We start from the raw sequence: 19,194 nt of genomic DNA, 5'->3' as shown, positions 1-19,194 counted from the left end.
AATATGTCTCTGTATTATACCCGGTATAACACCCTGTTATTCCCCGAGAACGGTCCCCGTCTTCACACTGTGTCCGCGCAGAAAATCCGAAGCCTTCATGCGCTTCTTTCCTTCCAGCTGAAGTTCCGTGATCCGCAGCGCATTTTCACCGGTCTGAACGAGCAGACCGCTCTCATCCGCGGCAAGTACCGTGCCGGGCTTTTCCCCGGATTCTCCTGTTTCAACCCGGCTCTTCCAGATTTTCAGCCCTTTCCCCTGCATGTAGGTGTACGCGGCTGGCCAGGGATTCATTCCTCTGATGAAACATTCAAGCTTCCTGGCGGGAAGCGACCAGTCAATCCTTCCGTCCGCCTTGCTGATCATACGTGCGTATGCGGTCGGGCTTTCCGCCGGCTGTTTCACCGGATGAAGGTCACCCTTCTCCAGCTTCGCAAGCGTTTCCACCAGAAGCTCCGCGCCTGCCTTCGCGAGTTTGTCAAACAGCGAGCCGCCGGTCTCCTCTTTCGAGATCGCCACCTCGACCGACGCCAGCATGTCACCGGTATCCAGTCCCTCGTTCATCTGCATAATCGTTACACCGGACTTTTCCTCGCCGTCGATGACCGCCCACTGAATCGGCGCCGCTCCACGGTATTTAGGAAGCAGAGACGCGTGTACATTCAGACATCCGTATTTCGGCAGTTCCAGGATCTCCTTTGGAATAATCTTTCCGTATGCTGCCACCACGATGACATCCGGCGCAAGCTGCTTCAGCGTCTCCAGAAACTCCGGATTGTTTCGCAGCTTTCGCGGCTGGAATACCTCCAATCCGAGCTTCAGAGCTGCTGCCTTGACGGCGGTAGGCTTCAGTTCCTGTTTTCTTCCCACCGGCTTGTCCGTCTGGGTGACAACACCCGCTATTTCATAGCCCGCATCCGCGATCGCATTCAGTGTACCGACCGCAAAATCCGGCGTGCCCATAAATACAACTCTCATAAATCACCTCATCACTTTCTGTCTGCGTCATACACAGCGCAGATTGCAATTTCTCAATCCGCCGGCAGCCGGATTAAAGCTCATCCTCTGGCGCTTCCTCTTCATCCTCTTCGTCCTCTCCCTGATCCACCGGGTGAATCGGCTCGAGTGCGCGTGACGGATACATGATGCCGTCAAGATGATCAAACTCGTGACAGCAGGCGCGGGCAAGGAGGCCGTCAGCCTCCAGCTCAAACGGCTCCATATTGATATCGAGCGCCCTTACCTTTACATGTTCGGGTCTCGTGACAAGCGCGCACATTCCGGGAATGCTCAGGCATCCCTCCTCACCGGTCTGCTCACCGGACTGCTCGATGATCTCAGGGTTGATGAACACGTAGGGATGCTCACCGTCCACATCGATAACACACAGCCGTCGCAGAACCCCGACCTGCGGGCCGGCAAGGCCGACGCCGTACGCATGATACATCGTTTCAAACATATCCTGAATCAGAATCTTTGTCCTGAGATTCATCTTCTCAACCGGTCTGCATTTCTTTGTGAGAATCGGATCTCCCTCTTCTCTGATCTTTCTGATACCCATAATCTATTTCTCCTTCATATATATAAATCTGCTGTGCTCCCGCTTCCCGCCGGCAGACAGCTCATACATAAAAGCCTGCCCCGCTCCTGCTTTCAGCCGGCAGCCAGCCCATGGATAAAAACCTGCACTGCTCCCACTTCCCGCCGGCAGACAGCTCATACACAAAAGCCAGCTCGGCTCCTGCCTCTCACCGGCGTGCAGTCAACGCATGATTGCCGGAAAACGCGGTCGATGCCCTGCGCCTACGCATTCAGATCATACTGAAACATCATCCGGTTAAACCCGGAATTGATTTCAATGAACTTCTCCGCCAGTCTTCTGAGCCGGATAATCCGCTCCTCATCTGGTTCCTTTACATAAAGTACCTGCCGGTAAATATCCTGTATCTTCCGGATATTCTCGGGAGCCGGTCCGGTAATCACCGTATCCCTGCCCTGATTGCGAATCAGGTACCTCTTAAGGTGCCCCATCGCGACAACGAGTCTCTGCTCGTCCGCACAGGATCCGTGAATCGCCAGAAGATTGCATGCCGGCGGATAATGCATCATCTCCCTCGCAAGCATTTCTTCGTCATAGAATGCATCGTAGTCCTGCTTCGCCGCTGCCCGGATGCTGTAGTGATCCGGATGGTAGGTCTGGATATAAGCCTCTCCCGGAAGATCGCCCCTCCCGGCGCGGCCCACCGCCTGTACCAGAAGCTGATACGTCCGCTCCGCTGCTCTGTAGTCACTGACAAACAGCGAGAGATCGGCTGCGAGAACGCCCACCAGAGTAACCCTTGGAAAATCATGTCCTTTCACGATCATCTGGGTTCCGACCAGAATATCCGCCTCGCCGGAGGCAAAGGAACGCAGAATTCTGGCATAGCCGTCCTTTTTTCTGGTGGTATCCGCATCCATACGAATGATCCGCGCCTCGGGGAAAAAACGGTGAAGCTCCGCCTCGACCTTCTCTGTTCCCGCCCGAAAGCCCCCGATATACGGGGATCCGCACGAAGGACAGCGGCTCACCTGGTCGATTTCATAGCCGCAATAATGGCACACCAGCTTGCCGTTTGTGTGAAATGTCAGGGAGACATCACAGTGCGGACATTTGATCACCTCCCCGCAGGATCTGCAGGAGATAAAACCGGAATATCCTCTCCGGTTCAGGAACAGAATCGTCTGCTCCTTTCTCTCGAGACGCTCTTTAACCGCCTCGCGAAGAGCCGCACTCAGAATGGAACGGTTTCCGTGCCTGAGTTCCTCTCGCATGTCTTCCACATGGACCGCCGGCAGATCGGCATTTCCGTAACGGCTTTCCAGAAGAAAACCGGCGTAACGGCCCTCTCTGCACCGGAAGACGGAATCGACCGAAGGAGTCGCGGACCCGAATACCACATGGGCGTTCTCGATCCTCGCTCTCTCCAGCGCGGTCGCCCTCGCGTCATACCTTGGCGCATTCTCGCTGCGGTAAGAAGACTCCTGCTCTTCATCGATGATGATCAGGCCAAGCTTCGGGAACGGAGTAAAAAGGGCAGACCTCGGACCGATCACGATCTGCGCCTCCCCCTTCTTCAACCGTTCGAACTGGTCATACCGTTCCCCTTTTGACATCTTCGAATTCAGAATCGTAACGGCATCCCCGAAACGGCTGCGAAACCTCTTCACATTCTGCCAGGAAAGCGCGATCTCCGGAATAAGCAGAATCACCTGCCTTCCCTCTTTCAGCACTTTCTCCATCAGATCCATATAGACAAGGGTCTTTCCGCTCCCGGTCACTCCCCGGATCAGACATGGGCGGTTCGCGCCCTCCCACTCTCTGAGAATACCGCTGCACACCCGGCTCTGCTCCGGTGTCAGGATGCAGGGTTCTTCCTTCTCCTCCGGTTCCTGCAGATCATCCGGAGTTCTCGTAAGATCCGCGCTTCTCACGGAAATCACGCCCTCACGCTCCAGGCTTCTCAGACTCTCCGGAGTGATCTTCAGCGTTCCTGTCACATAGCTCTTCTCAAGCTCGTTTGTCTTCAGCAACGCCGTCAGCAGCCGGACCTTCGCCGCGTAATGGCGTCTTGTATACTGTTCCAGAAGAAGTCTTGTCTTCTTCTCCGGCCATACCAGTGATACTTCTTCCCGGACCGCGTGTTTTTCCTTCTCACGCACCGGAAGAACCGTCTTCAGGGCATTGTTCAGACTGGAGCCGTACGTCGTCTTCATCCAGAGCGCCAGCTCAATAAGCTTTGACTCAATTGTAACCCGGTTATCCGGCACTTCAAGGATCGGCTTGATCCGATCCCTTGCGATCCTCGGTTCTGTTCCGATATTCAGCACATATCCCTCCGCCGACCGCTTTCCGTTTCCGAAGGGAATCCTCACGACGCACCCGACCCGGACCTTATTCTCAAGCTCCGGAGGAATCCGGTACTGGTAGGAACGATCCATGCTCGCCTGTGTGACATCCACAATCACATCCGCGTATCTTTCCTTCTCTAAACTCACCTGCTGCTCCCCTTGATCAAACGTCTCAGCCCTGATGAATAGTATACTCTCTGTCCCTGATCTCTCCGCCTGCCTTCAGCGTTTCCGCATCTCTGTCCAGAATCTCCCGGATGATGACGCGCTCGTCCATGGGATATTTTTTCCCCTTGATGATCTGGTAGTCCTCATGACCCTTACCCGCGAGGACGATGATATCTCCGGGTTCTCCGTGATGAATCGCCCACGCAATTGCCTCCCGGCGGTCAATGATCGTCACGTACCGGCCATCTGTCTTCCGGATACCGGTCACAATATTGTCGATAATTGCCTGCGGCTCCTCATTTCGCGGATTATCCGACGTAATAATCGTCAGATCCGCCATTCTGCCGGAAACCTCTCCCATGGAAAATCTTCTCTCGGGATCGCGGTTTCCGCCGCATCCGAACAGACAGATCAGTCTCGACGGATGATATTCACGCAATGTCGAGAGCAGACTTTCCAGCGCCATCGCATTATGCGCATAATCGATCATGACGGTAAAATTGTCAGATACATGTACCATCTCCACCCTGCCCTTCACTTTCGCATGGGTCAGAGCGTCCATGATTGCGTCCGGTGTCACGCCAAAATGATGGCAGACGGCGATAGCCGCCAGAGAATTATACACGGAAAACTTGCCGGGAATATCGATTTCCACCGGAATATTGACGATTCCGCTCGCCTCATAGCGTATTCCCAGTCTTCCTCTCTTGCTGAGCATCATGGCATTGGAGGCTCTGAGCGAGGCATTGCTGTCAAATCCGTAAGTTTCCAGCTTCTCGCAGGTATTGCCCTCGACGATCCGCTCATAATGGCGGTCATCACGGTTGACGATACCGATCCGGCACTGCCGGAGAAGCTTTTTCTTGCACTCCATGTAGTCCTCAAAGCTTTTGTGCTCATTCGGGCCGATATGATCCGGCGCGATATTGGTAAAAATACCGAAGTCAAAATAGATTCCCGCCACACGGTCCAGCATCAGCGCCTGAGACGACACTTCCATCACCACACTGTCAAACCCGGACTCAACCATCTCCGAGAAATACTCATTGATCAGATATGATTCCGGTGTCGTATTCTCCGAAGGAATCACACGCTTTCCGGTGATGCTCTCAATCGTTCCGATCAGGCCGCACTTGTGGCCGGCCGCGTTCAGAATCGACTGAATCATGTAACTGGTGGTCGTCTTCCCCTTCGTTCCCGTGATACCGATCGTCGTCAGCTTCTTCGCCGGATGATCAAACCACTCCGCGGAAATCAAGGCCAGTGCATACCGGGAATTCTCGACCCGGATCACCGTCACAGAAGACGGAACTTCAACCGCGTCCTCCGCCACAATCGCGCACGCGCCCTTCTGTGCAGCAACCGACGCATACTTATGACCGTCAGATACTGCGCCCTTGATGCAGACAAACAGGAAATTCTCCTCCACCTTCCGGGAATCATAAGCAACCCCCATAATTTCTCTGTCTTCACTGCCTTGAATCACCTCATATTTCAGCCCGGCCAGCAGCTGTCTCAGATTCTTTTCCATTCTTCACTCTCCTTATATTAAACCAGCAATATCCGCGTGATGTTCCGGATATTTACCGCAACGAGATAAAACACGCTGCGCGAGTTTTATCTCGCTATCGCGACACTCGCCGCACACGAATACTTCGCATTCGGCTGCGGCTCACTGTTCGCGTAAATAAAAAACACTTTTCATCTCACACCTGCAGGATTGCGAGAGTGCGGGTCACGAAGCAATCCGCAGCTTACACCATATGTGACGTCCTTGCAGAGCATCCCGGTTTATGTGAAGGACACAAAAACTCAAACTAAAGAATACCATATTGCGTCCGATACGTAAAGAAGCACCGGCGGAATTCCGTTTCATCAGAAAAATCCTGCCAGTGCTTCTTTAAATGAGGGGGAGATAGTGAGTGGTTAATCAACTATCTGTGTCTCATCATACGGAACAGATGTGTACAATCTGTGATCGTCTTCATAAAAAAGTATAAACTCCGCTCTCTATTTTTTTACGCATAAGAATCGCCTGATATCCCATTGCCAGCGCAGGGGGCTGTACCGCGGCATCTGGTAAACCATATCATCACGCCTGATCTCCGCCGGAAAACGCATGGTTCACAACCACGATTCCAACGCTGACCAGCACAAGGGCCAGTAGCCCACGGAGGCTGAATGCCTGATTCGACTCTCCGAGAAGAACCGCCGACAGCAGGACACCGATCACCGGGTTGAAAAAGCCAAAGACCGCGATCCGGCTGACCGGATTGGCCGCAAGGAGCATGCTCCATATCGTATACGCAGCCGCAGATATGAAAGCCATATACAGAAGCAGCAGTATTCCCGCCGGATTAACCCTCAGTCTGCCTCCCGCAAAAAATCCGCCTGCCGCAAGTACAACGCCTCCAAAAAGGAACTGATAGCCGGACATCGTGACCGGATTTTCTCTCCGGGCACATCTTTTAATATAGGAAGAAGAAAACGCGGCCAGGATGGTTGAAATCAGGATGAAGCCTTCTCCGGCGAAGGTGAACCCAAGCCTCGCTCCGCCTCCCGACGGAAGCTGAATCAGCAGAACCCCTGCGAACCCAGCCACACATCCCAGTATCTTATTCCAGGTGAGATGCTCCGTCCGGAAAATCAGCGCGGCAATCAGGATCGTAAAGAAGGTATTCGCCCCCTCAATGATAGACGAACTCACTCCCGTTGAGTGGGCGAGTCCGATGTAAAAGAAGAAATACTGGCCGATGGTCTGCATCAGAGAGAGGCCCATCACCGGCACGATCATCTCCTTTTTCGGACGCAGCGGTTTCTTCTGCTGCAGGCTTCCGGTCAGGAGAACCATCAGCCCCGCAATGGCAAACCGTACTCCGGCAAAAAAAATCTGCCCCGCGGTATCCGAGGCGGCGATGTCAAACATCCGGTAGCCGATTTTTATACACGGAAAAGCACTTCCCCACAAAAAACAGCTGATAAATGCCAGGAGGATAATTGCCGGAACCGATGTCAGATCCAGTTTTTTCTTTGTGTCACTAACCCTCATTCTGTTGTCTTTCCTTCCTCTTTGTCTCAGTTATCCTCATTTTGTCTTCTCTTCCTCTTTTTATGGCAGTTATTCTCATTCTGTCTTTCCTTCCTCTTTTTCTCCGCTTCCATCTCTATCCGGCATATCCTCACCGACCGGGAACTCGCGGAAGAAAATCCCCATCACCAGAAAGGAAACTGCCGGTGCTGTAAAAGCAAGCACATAGATCAGCCTGCCCGCCATGATTCCCGCAAATGCTCCCGCGATACCAAGGCCAATTCCAACCGGGAGGAACAAGAGACTCAAACGCCGCAGCTGCTGCGCGCGGGTCAGGTGATCCTTTTTTCTCTTTCCGGACTGTTTTTCTTTCCTGTTCCTCTGCATGGCTTACCTCCTGATCCGTGAACTACTCCGACTTATAGAAGTCGGAGCTTCCTGCTTCAACCACTACTGCGTTGGCTACGATGGTACGTAACTCAATGTCTTACACAATGTCTACAGGCGTATAAGTTCGGTCTATTCCATCCCTACTATATATTTTGTTTAGGCTGTTTCAGCAAGTAATCGTAATCCCTCATGAAGGATATTGATTGCTGCATTCTGGTCACGGCTCATAGTGAGCCCACAATCGCATTTTATGATACGTGTCTGCAAACTTTTCATATCCGGGTGTATCTTACCGCAACAATGACATCGCTGCGAGGAAGGAAACCACTTATCTACTTTGACAAGATACTTATTTCTATCAGACAGCTTGTATTTAAGCATCGAAAGAAACATTCCATATCCATTGTCGAGAGTGGCTTTTCCGTTACCGAACCCATGATTTGCCATAGATCGCATATTCAATGTCTCCACACAAACAACATCATACTGATTGGCTATCTTAGTAGATGTTTTGTGTAGATGATCCAGCCGCTGATTAGCAATATGTCTATGAACCTTATTCACCTTACGGAGTTGTTTGAGATAATTATTCGACTTTATCTCATTCTTTTTAGAGCCTGCTTTTCGTGATAGCTTACGCTGTTCTTTTGCCAGTTTTCTGTGACTTTCACGATAGTATTTGTGGCTTGAGCCGACAATACCATTATTGTCTACATATAAGCCATCCGACGCATAATCAAGTCCGATCGCATTTGTCTTGTCGGCTATATAACCGTTTTCGACCAGCTCAAATTCAAAAAGAACAGAAGTATAGAATTTTCCATCTGATTCCTGGGAAACCGTAGCAGATTTTATGATCCATCTGCTATCAGGAATGCGGTGGATCACAGCTTTGATTTTACCAACCTTTGGAAGTTTGATATACCTGTTGTCTATAATCGCAACCGTACCTTTCTGGTTGTTTGTCGTATAAGATTTTCGGCTATGTTTTTTGGATTTGAACTTTGGAAAACCATTTTTCTTCTTACGGGTTTTGCTAAAAGCATTGTGAAAAGCTGCCTGCAGATCCAGCTGCTTATTGGCGAGAGCAAGGCTATCGACTTCCTTGAGATATGGATAATCTTTCTTATACTTTGCTGGTGTAACCGTTGGAAATTTACCAGTTGCTTTATAGCCTTCCACCTTATCGGTGAGCATGAGATTATAAACCTTACGGCAGCAGCCAAAGGTTTTTGCAAACATGATCTTTTGTTCCGTTGTAGGATATAACCGATACTTAATTGCCCTGTTTGCCATCTTTCTTACCCTGAGATTGAATGTATTGCCTAATAATGTCTACAGCAGCTTCTCCTGTAGTCAGCAAACAAAAACTTTGTGACCAAAACATCTCTTTCCAAAGGGATTTACGTATCATAGGAAATTCTTTCTTTATGATACGGCTGCTTGCAGATTTATAGGCATTGATAAATTTACTGATCTCTGTATTTGGCTGTCCTCTAAAAAGAATATGAACATGATCGATATCATGATTCCATTCTTCCAATGTTATGTTATATGTAGGAGCGATCCTCACAAATATTTCTTTCAGACGTATAGAAATCTCGTCATCGATTACCTTATTCCGGTATTTTACGCACATGATAAGATGATAGTGCAGCATGAATACCGAATGATTATTTGTGTCTAATTGCATTGTATTTATAACCCTTATGATAAGTACGACTGACCTATTTATAATCAGATTATAACATAGCAAGACACCAAAGTCAAAAACGCCGTGTTTATCGCAATTCATCCCGCCACCTATAGAGGTGGGGGATTTCTTGCTTACGGAGTGTTAAAGGCACAAAAAAGACATTCCCATCGCGGCATAATAAACCGTCGGACAGGACTGTCTGCTGCATATCATCTTCTGTTATTACAATTTCCCGATATACTTAAGTTCCACGTCTCCGGTATTCCGAAGATCGTGTCTCTCCGGTATACTGAAACTCTCATCCTTCTACAATCAGGAATCTGCCGTCACCGATATTGAAGACCTCCGCCTCTTCGAGCGGATCTCCCTCAAGATCAATGCCCTCCTCCTCAAAATACTGGCGAACCTCATCCCTGGAATCTACAACAACCGCGCAGACATCCTCCAGAAAGTACTCCGCCTCTTCCTCTGAGGAAGCTACCGGTTCCGGGAACAATCTGTCCTGATTTTCAAGAAAGCATTTCAACACTGCCTCATCATAATCCTGCATAATAAACCCCCATGCCCCGCAAGCGGGGCGCCACAGACTGTATCAGCTACGGACTGCTCCGTGCTTTGCGCTCCTGCAATCATACATGTGACCGACTTTGTCGGTCTGTCGCGGCGTTCGCCTCACTGCTTCACCCCTTGAGTGAGCGGATGTGGCTCACTGACCGCGCATATTCACGTTTTCGCCCTGTTTCACATGGCTTCACGCTCATCTCTCTACCCGGTATGAACGGGATAAATTCCGTAACCTATCAGGGCCGGATACAACATGTAATTTATAGCCGGATACAACACATAATTTATATTACAAACGTATCGAATCAGACTCCTCATGTCAAGATTTTTTCTGCCTTTTTATGGAAAAAATGCAGTTTTTTTCAGACAGAATGCGTGATCCAGGGGGCCGCTTCCCTTTCCAAGATCAAGCATGGCAGAAAGCGCGCCCGTCAGATAGTCCTTCGCCTTCTGCACCGCGTCATACATTGTGCTTCCCTTCGCAAGATTCGACGCGATCGCGCTCGACAGCGTGCAGCCGGTTCCATGGCTGTTCGGATTTTCAATCCGTTTTCCGCTGAACCAGTAGATCTCACCCTGATCAATCAGAAGGTCATCCGCGTTCCCCGCGATATGTCCTCCCTTCACCAGCACAGAACAATGACAACGGCTGTTGATCTCCCTCCCGGCACGGACCATATCTTCCCTGTTTTCAATGGAAATGCCCGACAGGATCTGTGCCTCCGGAATATTCGGCGTGACAAGGGAAGAAACGGGAAGCAATTCCTCTGTCATTGCCTTTACCGAATTCTCGTTCGTCAGAAGAGACCCGGTGCTTGCTGCCATGACCGGATCTACAACCACATTTCGCGCCCCGTAGTACCGGAGCCTGTCACTGATGACGTGCAGCAGCGCGGCCGACGGAACCATTCCGATCTTCACGGCATCCGGAAAGATATCTTCAAAAACCGCATCGATCTGTTCTTTCAGGAATTCAGGAGCTGCCTCCTGAACCGCTCTCACCCCGGTGGTATTCTGTGCCGTCATCGCCGTGATCACACTCATGGCATAAACACCGTTTATCGTCATCGTCTTCAGATCCGCCTGAATGCCGGCACCCCCGCTGCAGTCACTTCCCGCAATCGATAAAGCTGTTCTTCGTTTCATATGCTCAACCTCCACTTTGATTCGCTGTTTCTCTGCCAATGTCAGCCATCTCTTCGTCTTTCCCCAGAATATCCAGAGAATCCCCAGACTATCCGCAGAACCCAGAATATTCGCAGGATCCCCATACTATCCGCAAAACCCCAGGAATATCCGCAGGATCCCCATACTATCCGCAGACCCCCTTATCGTAATGCTCTCTGCAATATGCTATAATAGCAACGGTAATACGCATACCGATCACAACGGTTATGCGCATCCGGATCACAGCGATTATGCGTATCCGGACCATACCGCAGCAAACGGTCATGCGGGCTTTACCCCCGCATACCGATGGCACATTCAATGTAGAACAAGGAGGTATCCATCATGGAACTAAAGAAAGCACTGAACAACAGAAAATCAATCCGCTCCTATAACGGAAAACCCATTACCGACGCTCAGCTTGCATCTATACTTACAGCTGCATATGAATCACCAATCGGCATGGGAAAATATGACAGCATCCACCTCACCATCGTGACAAACAAAGAGCTTCTGGACGCCATCGACAAGGCGGGCGCAAAATTCTTCGGGAATCCGTCCATGCACCCGCTCTACGGCGCGCCGATGCTGATCGTCGTTTCCTCCAGCGATCAGGGCAATGTGGCAAGTGCCAACGTAGCCATGATTATCGAGAACATGTCCCTCGCCGCCGTAGAGGAGGGCGTTGGTCACTGCGATATCTACGGTGCTACTTACGCACTCTCCCAGGATCCGGCGATCGTCGCGAAGCTGAACCTGCCGGAAGGCTTCACTCCCACCGGTTCCATTATTCTCGGCCAGACCGAAGCCGGATATTCCGACCGTGAAATTCCGGAGAAGCATAAATTCTCCTGCAACACCGTCGACTGAAGCCAGCTGCCGGCAGTTTCTCCAAAGCGGCCGGACACAGTATTTTCCAGAAGCACAGCCGACGGATGACATCTGCCGGCAGCAAACGAGATAAAACACGCTGCGCGAGTTTTATCTCGCTATCGCGACGCTCGCCGCACACGAATGCTTCGCATTCGGCTGCGGCTCACTGTTCGCGTAAATCAAAGTCCGCTTACGTCTTTCGCAGTTTCCGCGCCCGCAAGATTCCGGATCCACGAATAGGTGGAGACCTTGTGCGTCACGGTAAAGCATTTCAGGATCTGATCCATGTTCAGCCAGAGCACCATCGCCCAGAACGGCCAGCCGAGCACGAAACAGCCGACCAGGCCCATCGGAATCACGACAATCCAGCTGTACACAATATCGCTGATCATGGAATAACGGGTATCCCCGCCGGCGCGGATGATTCCCATCTGCTCCGGCATCTGGAAAGACATGCCGATCGCAATGAAGGCCTGTATCGTCATCTGTGTCAGCGCATACGAATATGCCGTATCGGTCAGCTTATACAGAGACAGTACCGGATACCGGAGCGCCAGAAGAATCACGCACGATATGCAGCCGACCACCAGGAAAATTGCCTGGAGCGAATGCACCATCTGTCTGAGCTTTCTGAGTTTCCCGCTCCCAACGGTTTTGCCCACATGCACGCCAGCGGCAGACGAAGCGCCGACCGGTATCATCTTGACATACTGAAAAAAGGTTCCAGCGACTCCGGAGGCTGCCAACGCATCACTGGAGAGATGACCGAAGATCACGGTCTGAATCGCCACCGCACTGGCAAACACAATGGCGGAAACCACACACGGAAGCGCCACCTTCAGATAATTCTTCAGGATATCTCCGTTCACCCGCATCATCTTCCGGAGATCCAGACGAAGCGGGACGTTCCGGCTGAACCGGCAATAGAACACAAGCACCACAAGCCCCGTCAGATTCGCGATCAGCGTACCGATCGCCGCGCCATGAATTCCCATCTCCGGGAAGCAGAATTTTCCATAGATCAGGCAGTAATTGATTCCCGCATTGATCACAAGCTCCAGGCAGGAAAGCAGAAACGCAATCCTTACAACCTGAACGCTGCGCAGCGTTGACAGGATCAGATTCGTCACAATAAAGATCAGATACGTATACCGGATGATCGACAGATAAGAGACTCCCATCCGGATGATATCCGGATCATCAGTAAAGATACCGACCATACGGTCCGGCGCGACGAACGCAGCCGCCGTAAGGACCGCTCCCGCGAGTATCCCGCACAGCATCGCCGTGCCGGAGATTCTCTGAATCATCTCCGTGTCCTTTTTTCCCCAGTACTGGCTGGAAAGAATAACAATTCCCTCGCCGAGTCCCATAACCGTAAACTGCTGCAGAATGTACTGAATCTGATTGCAGGCAGCAGCGGCGGACAGCGCTGTCTGACTGTAACCGCCAAGCATGATGTTGTCAGCCACATTTACCGAATAGGTAATGATATTCTGGAAGACGAGAAGTGCCATCATGACAAAAAAAGATTTATAAAACTCTTTGCTGTGCAGAAAGAAGCCCGCATCCTTCTTCTCACTGCTCAGCGCCGATCCGCCTTCACTTCTCATGATTCCTCCACACCCCGTCAATCACATCAAATCCTGTCATTTTTGTCCTCCTGCCTCTATACAGAATGTGGCACGACTTATCGTATGGCCGTTTACCGTATAGGTTTTGGGTATGATTTCTCAAAGCAATTCAATTAACCTCTCATCTTCTTTATGTCATCACACTGATAATCAATGCGATCGCCCCGACAATCAGGATAATCGCGAACATAAACAATCCAAATCCGAATACTGTTGCCGCAAGTCCCGCCAGAACCAGCCAGCCGAAAATGCCCAGAACTCCGCCAAGGATCTTCCCGACAGCATGCAAGATAATGCCTGTCAGCTTAAAAAGTCCGATCACGATCAATATCAGCAGCAAAAGACCAAACATTTTTTCTACACCTCCCTGCTCCAGGAGAGCACACGATCCCGCATTCCTTCGATATCAAGCACTCCATACGCAAACCCTTTCCGGACCAGTTCTTCCGGAACGTATTCGTCATATTTTTCAAAAACCGGAACCTCCTTCGGATATACAAGTTCAAGCGGGTCGATATCTTTCCCGGCCTCCTCAGATACGATCCGGTAAAACTCCGTCTCGTCCGTTTTCATGGTAAACTGCATGTAATACGGTCTGGACGCATTCAGCCCTTTCAGACCCAGCCGCCCTGCGCACCGGATTTTCAGGAAACGCTCCAGCGCAAGAAACGCGTAGCTTCCGAGCCAGGGAAAAAGCGCCCACATGTTTCCTCCGAGATGGACCAGCGGATGCTCCGCCATCCCGGATTTCCGGAATGTCTCTCTGGCATCGGAAAGTCTTCCCACGGCGTGACACATGAGATACGGATATGATTTTTCCTCACAGAGCACCCCGTACATCCGTTCCAGAATGCGGGTGTGTATATCTCCGGCCACATCACCGAAATAGGCGGGGATATTTCCCTTGACGAGCGTACAATACACCTCTCTGCGCTTATGATCCACTTCCTCCACCACCCAGACGCGGCCGGCGATGGCAATTTTGTCCCCTGCAGGCGGCGGTTTCACGATGGTTCCGATCTGCTCGGATCCGGAGCGCACGGTGTATTCGATGTTTTCCTGAAAGACGGCGTAAAATTTGTAGTTGTTGACAATCCTCTCGCCCGCTATTCCCACAATCAGCCCTCCGTTTTCGGTCCGGTTGATATGGTCGATCTCCAGCAGATGCCGCAGAAGCACACGGTAATCGTCAGCCGTGATCCGATGAAAGGCCGAGAGTGTCAGCACACGCGACGCAAGCTCTCCGGGCGTCATCTCTCCGCAGGACGCAAGTGTGCTCATGGTCTGATGGTACAGCAGGCTGAACGGGAGCCGGCCCGTGCGGGGCGGTTCGACAAACCGTTCCTCAAGATACAGCTGAACCAGGGCAATCCCCTGTATCAGATACCACGGGATCATCTCCGGCAGCATGGCTCTGGGTTCCGGGTGATCCTCACGCATCACGAACCACATCTCTGAAGGATTGCCCCTTCTGCCTGTCCTTCCCATTCTCTGAAGGAAACCGGACACCGTAAACGGCGCATCGATCTGAAAGGCGCGCTCCAGTTTTCCGATATCGATGCCGAGCTCGAGTGTTGCCGTGGCGCACACCGACATCAGGGAATTCTCCTCCTTCATCTCCTCTTCCGCACTCTCCCGATAGGATGCCGACAGGTTTCCGTGATGAATCAGAAAACGGTCAGGCTCGTGCACCGCCTCGCAGTACTGCCTCAGGTGCTGGCAGACCGCCTCGCATTCCTCACGTGAATTTGTGAAAATCAGGCATTTCTTTCCCCGGGTGTGTTCAAAAATATACCCGATTCCGGGATCGGCTGCCTTCGGCGCGGAATCGGTCGGCTCCTCCATTGCTGTGGCATTCGGCCCGGCACCGGCTGCCTCTTCCATTGTCGAAGCCTTCGGTCCGGCACCGGCTGTTATTCCGGCAGCCGGTGGCTTCTCCGGAATCGTTTTCCCCTCATCCGCCTGCGGAGCGGTGTTAAAAAAATGCTCCATCGAGAGATGCCAGACCTCTTTCGCGCCCTCGAATTTCGGAATGATGCAGCCTCTTCCGCTGCCGGCCGACAGGAATTTCCCCGCTTCCTCCGGATTCCCGATAGTGGCGGACAGCCCGATTCTCCTCGGATTGCACCCAGCCAGTCTGCAGAGCCGTTCGATCAGACAGAAGGTCTGGAGGCCCCGGTCCGCCCGCAGAAGCGAATGAATCTCATCAATCACGATGAATCGCAGATCGCCGAACAGAGAAGGAATCTCCATATGTTTATTGATCATCAGAGACTCCAGAGATTCGGGTGTAATCTGCAGAATACCTGAGGGCTTCTTCAGAAGCCTTCGCTTCCCCGACTGTGCCGCGTCTCCGTGCCATCGGGTGACAGCGATCCCGGCTTCTTCACACAGTTCATTCAGCCGCCCGAACTGATCATTGATTAAAGCCTTGAGCGGCGCGATGTACAGAACACCGACACTTCGGGATGGTTCCTCATCCAATAGAGACAGGACGGGAAAGAAAGCCGCTTCGGTTTTGCCCGAGGCAGTCGGCGCAGTCAGAAGAACATTCTGGTCAGAGCCGAAGATCGCTTCTCCCGCCGCGTTCTGAACGCCCCGAAGCGTCTGCCAGCCGGAGCGGTAAATATAATCCTGAATAAATGGTGCATACCTTGCGAATACATTCATTCCCTGCTCTCTTTCAGATCGTAAAGGTCGCGTAGCTGCTGTCTGTCTGATCCGATACAGCTTCCGACTTCGTGTACGTAAATGCGTCCGATGCAAGCATCTTCTCCATGTCGAGGGACGGATTCTGATACAGCAGATCAAGCAGCTCGATAAAATCACGGATCACTTCTCTGGGCGTGATGTTCTGATCCGCTCCGATCCGTCCATACTCAAGCTTGATGAAATCGCCAAGCTCTTCCGTCGTAACTCTTCTCTCGTACTGATACAGTCCGGCATGCATGTCAGACAATTTTTCACACAGGACCAGCATTTCCTCCGGAGTCAGAGGATCAAGCCGGATGACCGGCGCGAGGAGATCTCGCGCCCCCGGCTTCGAAAATTTCCCCTCCGCAAGTCTGGACCGAAGCGCCTCGTAGCTGTACACCCCGCGGCGCCTGTCTTCCACCGCCTGCGGCGTCGCTCCCATGATGATGCCAAGGTATTTTGCCTTCCCCTGCAGGGTGTCATTATACATGGTGAGCATCTTCTCATAGTTGTACTGTCGGGTGATGGCATTCGGGATCTTATACAGATTCACCAGCTCATCGATCATGATCATCATCCCCGAGTAGCCCGCCAGGCGGAAAAAAACGGCGAAGAGCTTCAGGTAATCGTACCAGTCATCGTCCGTGATGATGATATTTACGCCGAGCTCCTCCTTCGCCTCGCGTTTCAGCGCGTATTCGCCCCGAAACCAGCGGACAACCTTTCCCTTTGTCTCGTCATCCCCATCAATGTAAGCATGGTAATAGCGCGACAGAAGGGAAGCAAACTCAAATCCGTGCACCAGCTCGCTGATCTGCGAGGTGACAGCGACGATTTTCCGGTCTACCGCCTCCGTGAGCAGAGGATCGCCCGGCATCCGTCCCGTCTCCCCTGAGGCCTCCGCCTGCACCGCGCTGATCCACCGATCCAGAACCAGTGTAAGAGCCCCTCCCTCCGGCTTTGTCTTCGTGGAGAGATTTCCAATCAGTTCCCGATACGTCGCGAGGCCCTGTCCACGCGTTCCCTGAAGACGGCGCTCCGGCGAAAGATCCGCATCCGCCACGATAAAGCCGCGGTCCATCACATAATTCCGGATCGTCTGAATCAAAAAGCTCTTGCCGGATCCGTACCTTCCGACGATGAACCGGAAGGATGCGCCTCCCTCTGAGATAATGTCTACATCATGTAAAAGCGCCTCAATCTCGTTCTTTCTGCCGACTGCGATATAGGGCAGTCCGATCCTCGGAACCACGCCGCCCTTCAGCGAATTCAGAACCGTCTGCGCGATTCTCTTCGGTACTTTTCTGTGCTCATCACTCATAAGCTGATCTCCCCTAACGCCTGAACTATATCCTCTCTGTAATCCTCAACGACACAGATCTCATCCCCGTCGCATTCGACGACACTATCGCCGATTTCATCGAAAAACGCCTCGTTGATCGCATCCGCGACAACAGCAGGCATCAGATGATTTTCTCTTACCACATCGTTTATGGGCTGCCCGTCGAGAAGCATGAGCAAAATCCGGCGGTACAGGCTGTCCGCACCGGTTTCCTTATTTTCTCCTGCCTCTCTATCTGCTTCACCCGGTGATTGCCGGATCTTCTTCACAACAGAATCGGTCTCCGGCTCCCGGCTTTCCTCTATCTCTTCATCGGTCAGAAGGCTGTCCCGCGTGATCGCGGCATCCTCCCGGATCTGCTTCAAACCCGCATAATCTATTTCAATCACGGGCATCGCTGCTCTTTGCTCTTCCGCCTCCATCTCCCGAAGCGCAGCTTCGATGTAAGGAACCGCCCATTGCTCGTCCATTCTTTCCCGAAGATAATGTCCCGTTCTCAGCTTTCTGCGCAAAATCCTGTCCGAGGCGCGAAGCAGGGAACGGAACCAGTCCAGATGCAATCCAAGACCGCCGTACCGCTCCTCCTGCCACTTCCCGTCCCGCAGATGAAATGTTCTGCATTCATCCATCTCGAAATCCATGTCCGGAAGTTCCATTTCCTCCCAGTATACCGCATTTGAGAGCGGATGCCACGGATAACATTTCCGTGTGCCGAAACACACCATAAAAATATCCCTCCCGTTATCCTCAAAATGTTCAGAGAGATACCTCCACATCCCGGCCAGAAGATGAATGCCCCTTTTTCTATTGCGGGTCAGAACGGCGGATTTTTCAATCGTTTGTCCTGTGAAGCGGCTCATCGCATGAAAAATCTCCTCATCCGAATGATTCTTCGGGTTTTTCAGGATCACAAGAGAATGATCAAAATCCAAAGCTTCCGGATTTGCGTATGAGCGAACCCTCTCTGCCGGCAGGCCATGAAGCACCGCATATTCAAACATCCACCGGCGGATATTTTTCCGCATCCCCGGATCACTGATGCCGGCATTCACATAGTTTTCCTCAAATGTCTCCATCTTCTGAAGCACATCGTCAACCGATGACGCGCCGATGCCGCACAGAAGCTCGTATAGGTACATATATGCCAGCGACGTGGAGATCGGGCGGTATTCTCCGTTTCGTATTCCGGTTCTCCAGGTAAAATAGCCGCGCAGCTGACGGATATTCAGATCATGATAAGTCGTGAAATAACGTCTGAAATCACCCTTCCAGGGGAAATCATCCTCATACTTCTCCATGAATTTTCCCTGCCTGCAGAACATCCTGGCACGGTGTTCGGGCGAACCGTCCCCGAACTCATACAGACGGATCATCTCCAGAATCTGTCCGGGTACATCAGAGGAGTATCCGTTCCGTTCCGCTGAATGACTTTCTTCCACCGAAGAACCTCGCCGCGCTGAATGACTTCCTTCCACCGAAGAACCCCGGCCCGCTGAATGACTTTCTTCCGCCGAAAAACCCCGGCCTGCTGAAAGGCTTCCTTCTGCTTCTGCACCCTGTTTTGCTTCTGCATTGCACCTGGCTGCTCTTTCCTTGCGCGGGAACTGCCCGGAAATGCTGCCCGCAAATGGAAGCGGTGTATCCCGGTATACGTCTTCTCCTTTATTTTTTTCCTTCCCTGTATTGTCCACCACAATACTGGCAGTCAATCCCGACCTCTCCATGGCATTTCCTTCAACAAATCCACAAT

The 19,194-nt window shown here is 51.8% G+C and carries 16 protein-coding genes; 1 reads left to right on the top strand and 15 read right to left on the bottom strand.

Going from position 1 to position 19,194, the window contains the following annotated elements:
• Positions 1-36 precede the first annotated feature (36 nt).
• The 10 genes from fmt to thiD form a co-directional block, all read right to left on the bottom strand.
• Entirely contained in the window at positions 37-975 is a 939-nt protein-coding gene (fmt, locus tag ACTQ3A_RS01180) for a methionyl-tRNA formyltransferase (RefSeq protein ID WP_441494406.1), read from the bottom strand.
• A 73-nt stretch (positions 976-1,048) separates the two neighbouring features.
• Positions 1,049-1,558, bottom strand: coding sequence for a peptide deformylase (gene def / locus ACTQ3A_RS01175; protein WP_441100956.1), 510 nt, complete (start codon positions 1,556-1,558; stop codon positions 1,049-1,051).
• A gap of 242 nt (positions 1,559-1,800) precedes the next feature.
• A complete protein-coding gene (gene priA / locus ACTQ3A_RS01170) occupies positions 1,801-4,035 on the bottom strand; it encodes a replication restart helicase PriA (RefSeq protein ID WP_441100957.1) in 2,235 nt (744 codons plus the stop codon).
• Between the two features lie 25 nt (positions 4,036-4,060).
• On the bottom strand, positions 4,061-5,587 hold the full coding sequence (locus ACTQ3A_RS01165; RefSeq protein ID WP_441100958.1) for a UDP-N-acetylmuramoyl-L-alanyl-D-glutamate--2,6-diaminopimelate ligase: 1,527 nt from the start codon (positions 5,585-5,587) through the stop codon (positions 4,061-4,063).
• Between the two features lie 561 nt (positions 5,588-6,148).
• Positions 6,149-7,105: a DMT family transporter gene (locus tag ACTQ3A_RS01160; protein ID WP_441494405.1), complete on the bottom strand. Its 957-nt coding sequence runs from the start codon at positions 7,103-7,105 to the stop codon at positions 6,149-6,151.
• Between the two features lie 75 nt (positions 7,106-7,180).
• Positions 7,181-7,471: a hypothetical protein gene (locus ACTQ3A_RS01155; protein WP_441494404.1), complete on the bottom strand. Its 291-nt coding sequence runs from the start codon at positions 7,469-7,471 to the stop codon at positions 7,181-7,183.
• Positions 7,472-7,630: 159 nt separating this feature from the next.
• The gene (locus ACTQ3A_RS01150) at positions 7,631-8,770 is read right to left on the bottom strand and encodes an RNA-guided endonuclease InsQ/TnpB family protein (RefSeq protein ID WP_441100961.1); all 1,140 of its coding nucleotides are present in this window, start codon (positions 8,768-8,770) and stop codon (positions 7,631-7,633) included.
• A complete protein-coding gene (tnpA, locus tag ACTQ3A_RS01145; RefSeq protein ID WP_441100962.1) occupies positions 8,751-9,167 on the bottom strand; it encodes an IS200/IS605 family transposase in 417 nt (138 codons plus the stop codon). Before tnpA ends, ACTQ3A_RS01150 begins: the two co-directional genes overlap by 20 nt.
• A 301-nt stretch (positions 9,168-9,468) precedes the next feature.
• Complete coding sequence (locus ACTQ3A_RS01140; protein WP_441100963.1) at positions 9,469-9,720, bottom strand: glyoxalase; 252 nt, start codon at positions 9,718-9,720, stop codon at positions 9,469-9,471.
• A gap of 353 nt (positions 9,721-10,073) precedes the next feature.
• Positions 10,074-10,880, bottom strand: coding sequence for a bifunctional hydroxymethylpyrimidine kinase/phosphomethylpyrimidine kinase (gene thiD, locus ACTQ3A_RS01135; protein WP_441100964.1), 807 nt, complete (start codon positions 10,878-10,880; stop codon positions 10,074-10,076).
• A 366-nt stretch (positions 10,881-11,246) separates the two neighbouring features.
• On the opposite strand from thiD, the gene ACTQ3A_RS01130 reads away from it, so the two are divergent.
• Positions 11,247-11,771 carry a nitroreductase family protein gene (locus ACTQ3A_RS01130; RefSeq protein ID WP_441100965.1) on the top strand — a complete coding sequence of 175 codons (525 nt, stop codon included), beginning with the start codon at positions 11,247-11,249 and terminating at the stop codon, positions 11,769-11,771.
• A gap of 182 nt (positions 11,772-11,953) precedes the next feature.
• Here the strand turns inward: ACTQ3A_RS01130 and ACTQ3A_RS01125 are convergent, their stop codons facing one another.
• From ACTQ3A_RS01125 to ACTQ3A_RS01105, 5 genes are all read right to left on the bottom strand, one after another.
• Positions 11,954-13,387, bottom strand: a complete 1,434-nt coding sequence (locus tag ACTQ3A_RS01125) for an MATE family efflux transporter (RefSeq protein ID WP_441100966.1) — start codon at positions 13,385-13,387, stop codon at positions 11,954-11,956.
• Positions 13,388-13,538: 151 nt separating this feature from the next.
• Complete coding sequence (locus ACTQ3A_RS01120; RefSeq protein WP_441100967.1) at positions 13,539-13,760, bottom strand: hypothetical protein; 222 nt, start codon at positions 13,758-13,760, stop codon at positions 13,539-13,541.
• A 5-nt stretch (positions 13,761-13,765) separates the two neighbouring features.
• On the bottom strand, positions 13,766-16,078 hold the full coding sequence (locus ACTQ3A_RS01115; RefSeq protein ID WP_441494403.1) for a DEAD/DEAH box helicase: 2,313 nt from the start codon (positions 16,076-16,078) through the stop codon (positions 13,766-13,768).
• 13 nt (positions 16,079-16,091) lie between these two features.
• Complete coding sequence (locus ACTQ3A_RS01110; RefSeq protein ID WP_441100969.1) at positions 16,092-17,423, bottom strand: ATP-binding protein; 1,332 nt, start codon at positions 17,421-17,423, stop codon at positions 16,092-16,094.
• A complete protein-coding gene (locus tag ACTQ3A_RS01105) occupies positions 17,420-19,153 on the bottom strand; it encodes a TerB N-terminal domain-containing protein (protein WP_441494402.1) in 1,734 nt (577 codons plus the stop codon). The genes ACTQ3A_RS01110 and ACTQ3A_RS01105 overlap by 4 nt, the downstream gene beginning before the upstream one ends.
• Positions 19,154-19,194 lie beyond the last annotated feature (41 nt).

The organism is Bilifractor sp. LCP21S3_F8, assembly GCF_052117805.1.
Taxonomy (GTDB): Bacteria; Bacillota; Clostridia; order Lachnospirales; family Lachnospiraceae; genus Bilifractor.
This window is presented reverse-complemented; position numbering and strand designations above follow the sequence as displayed.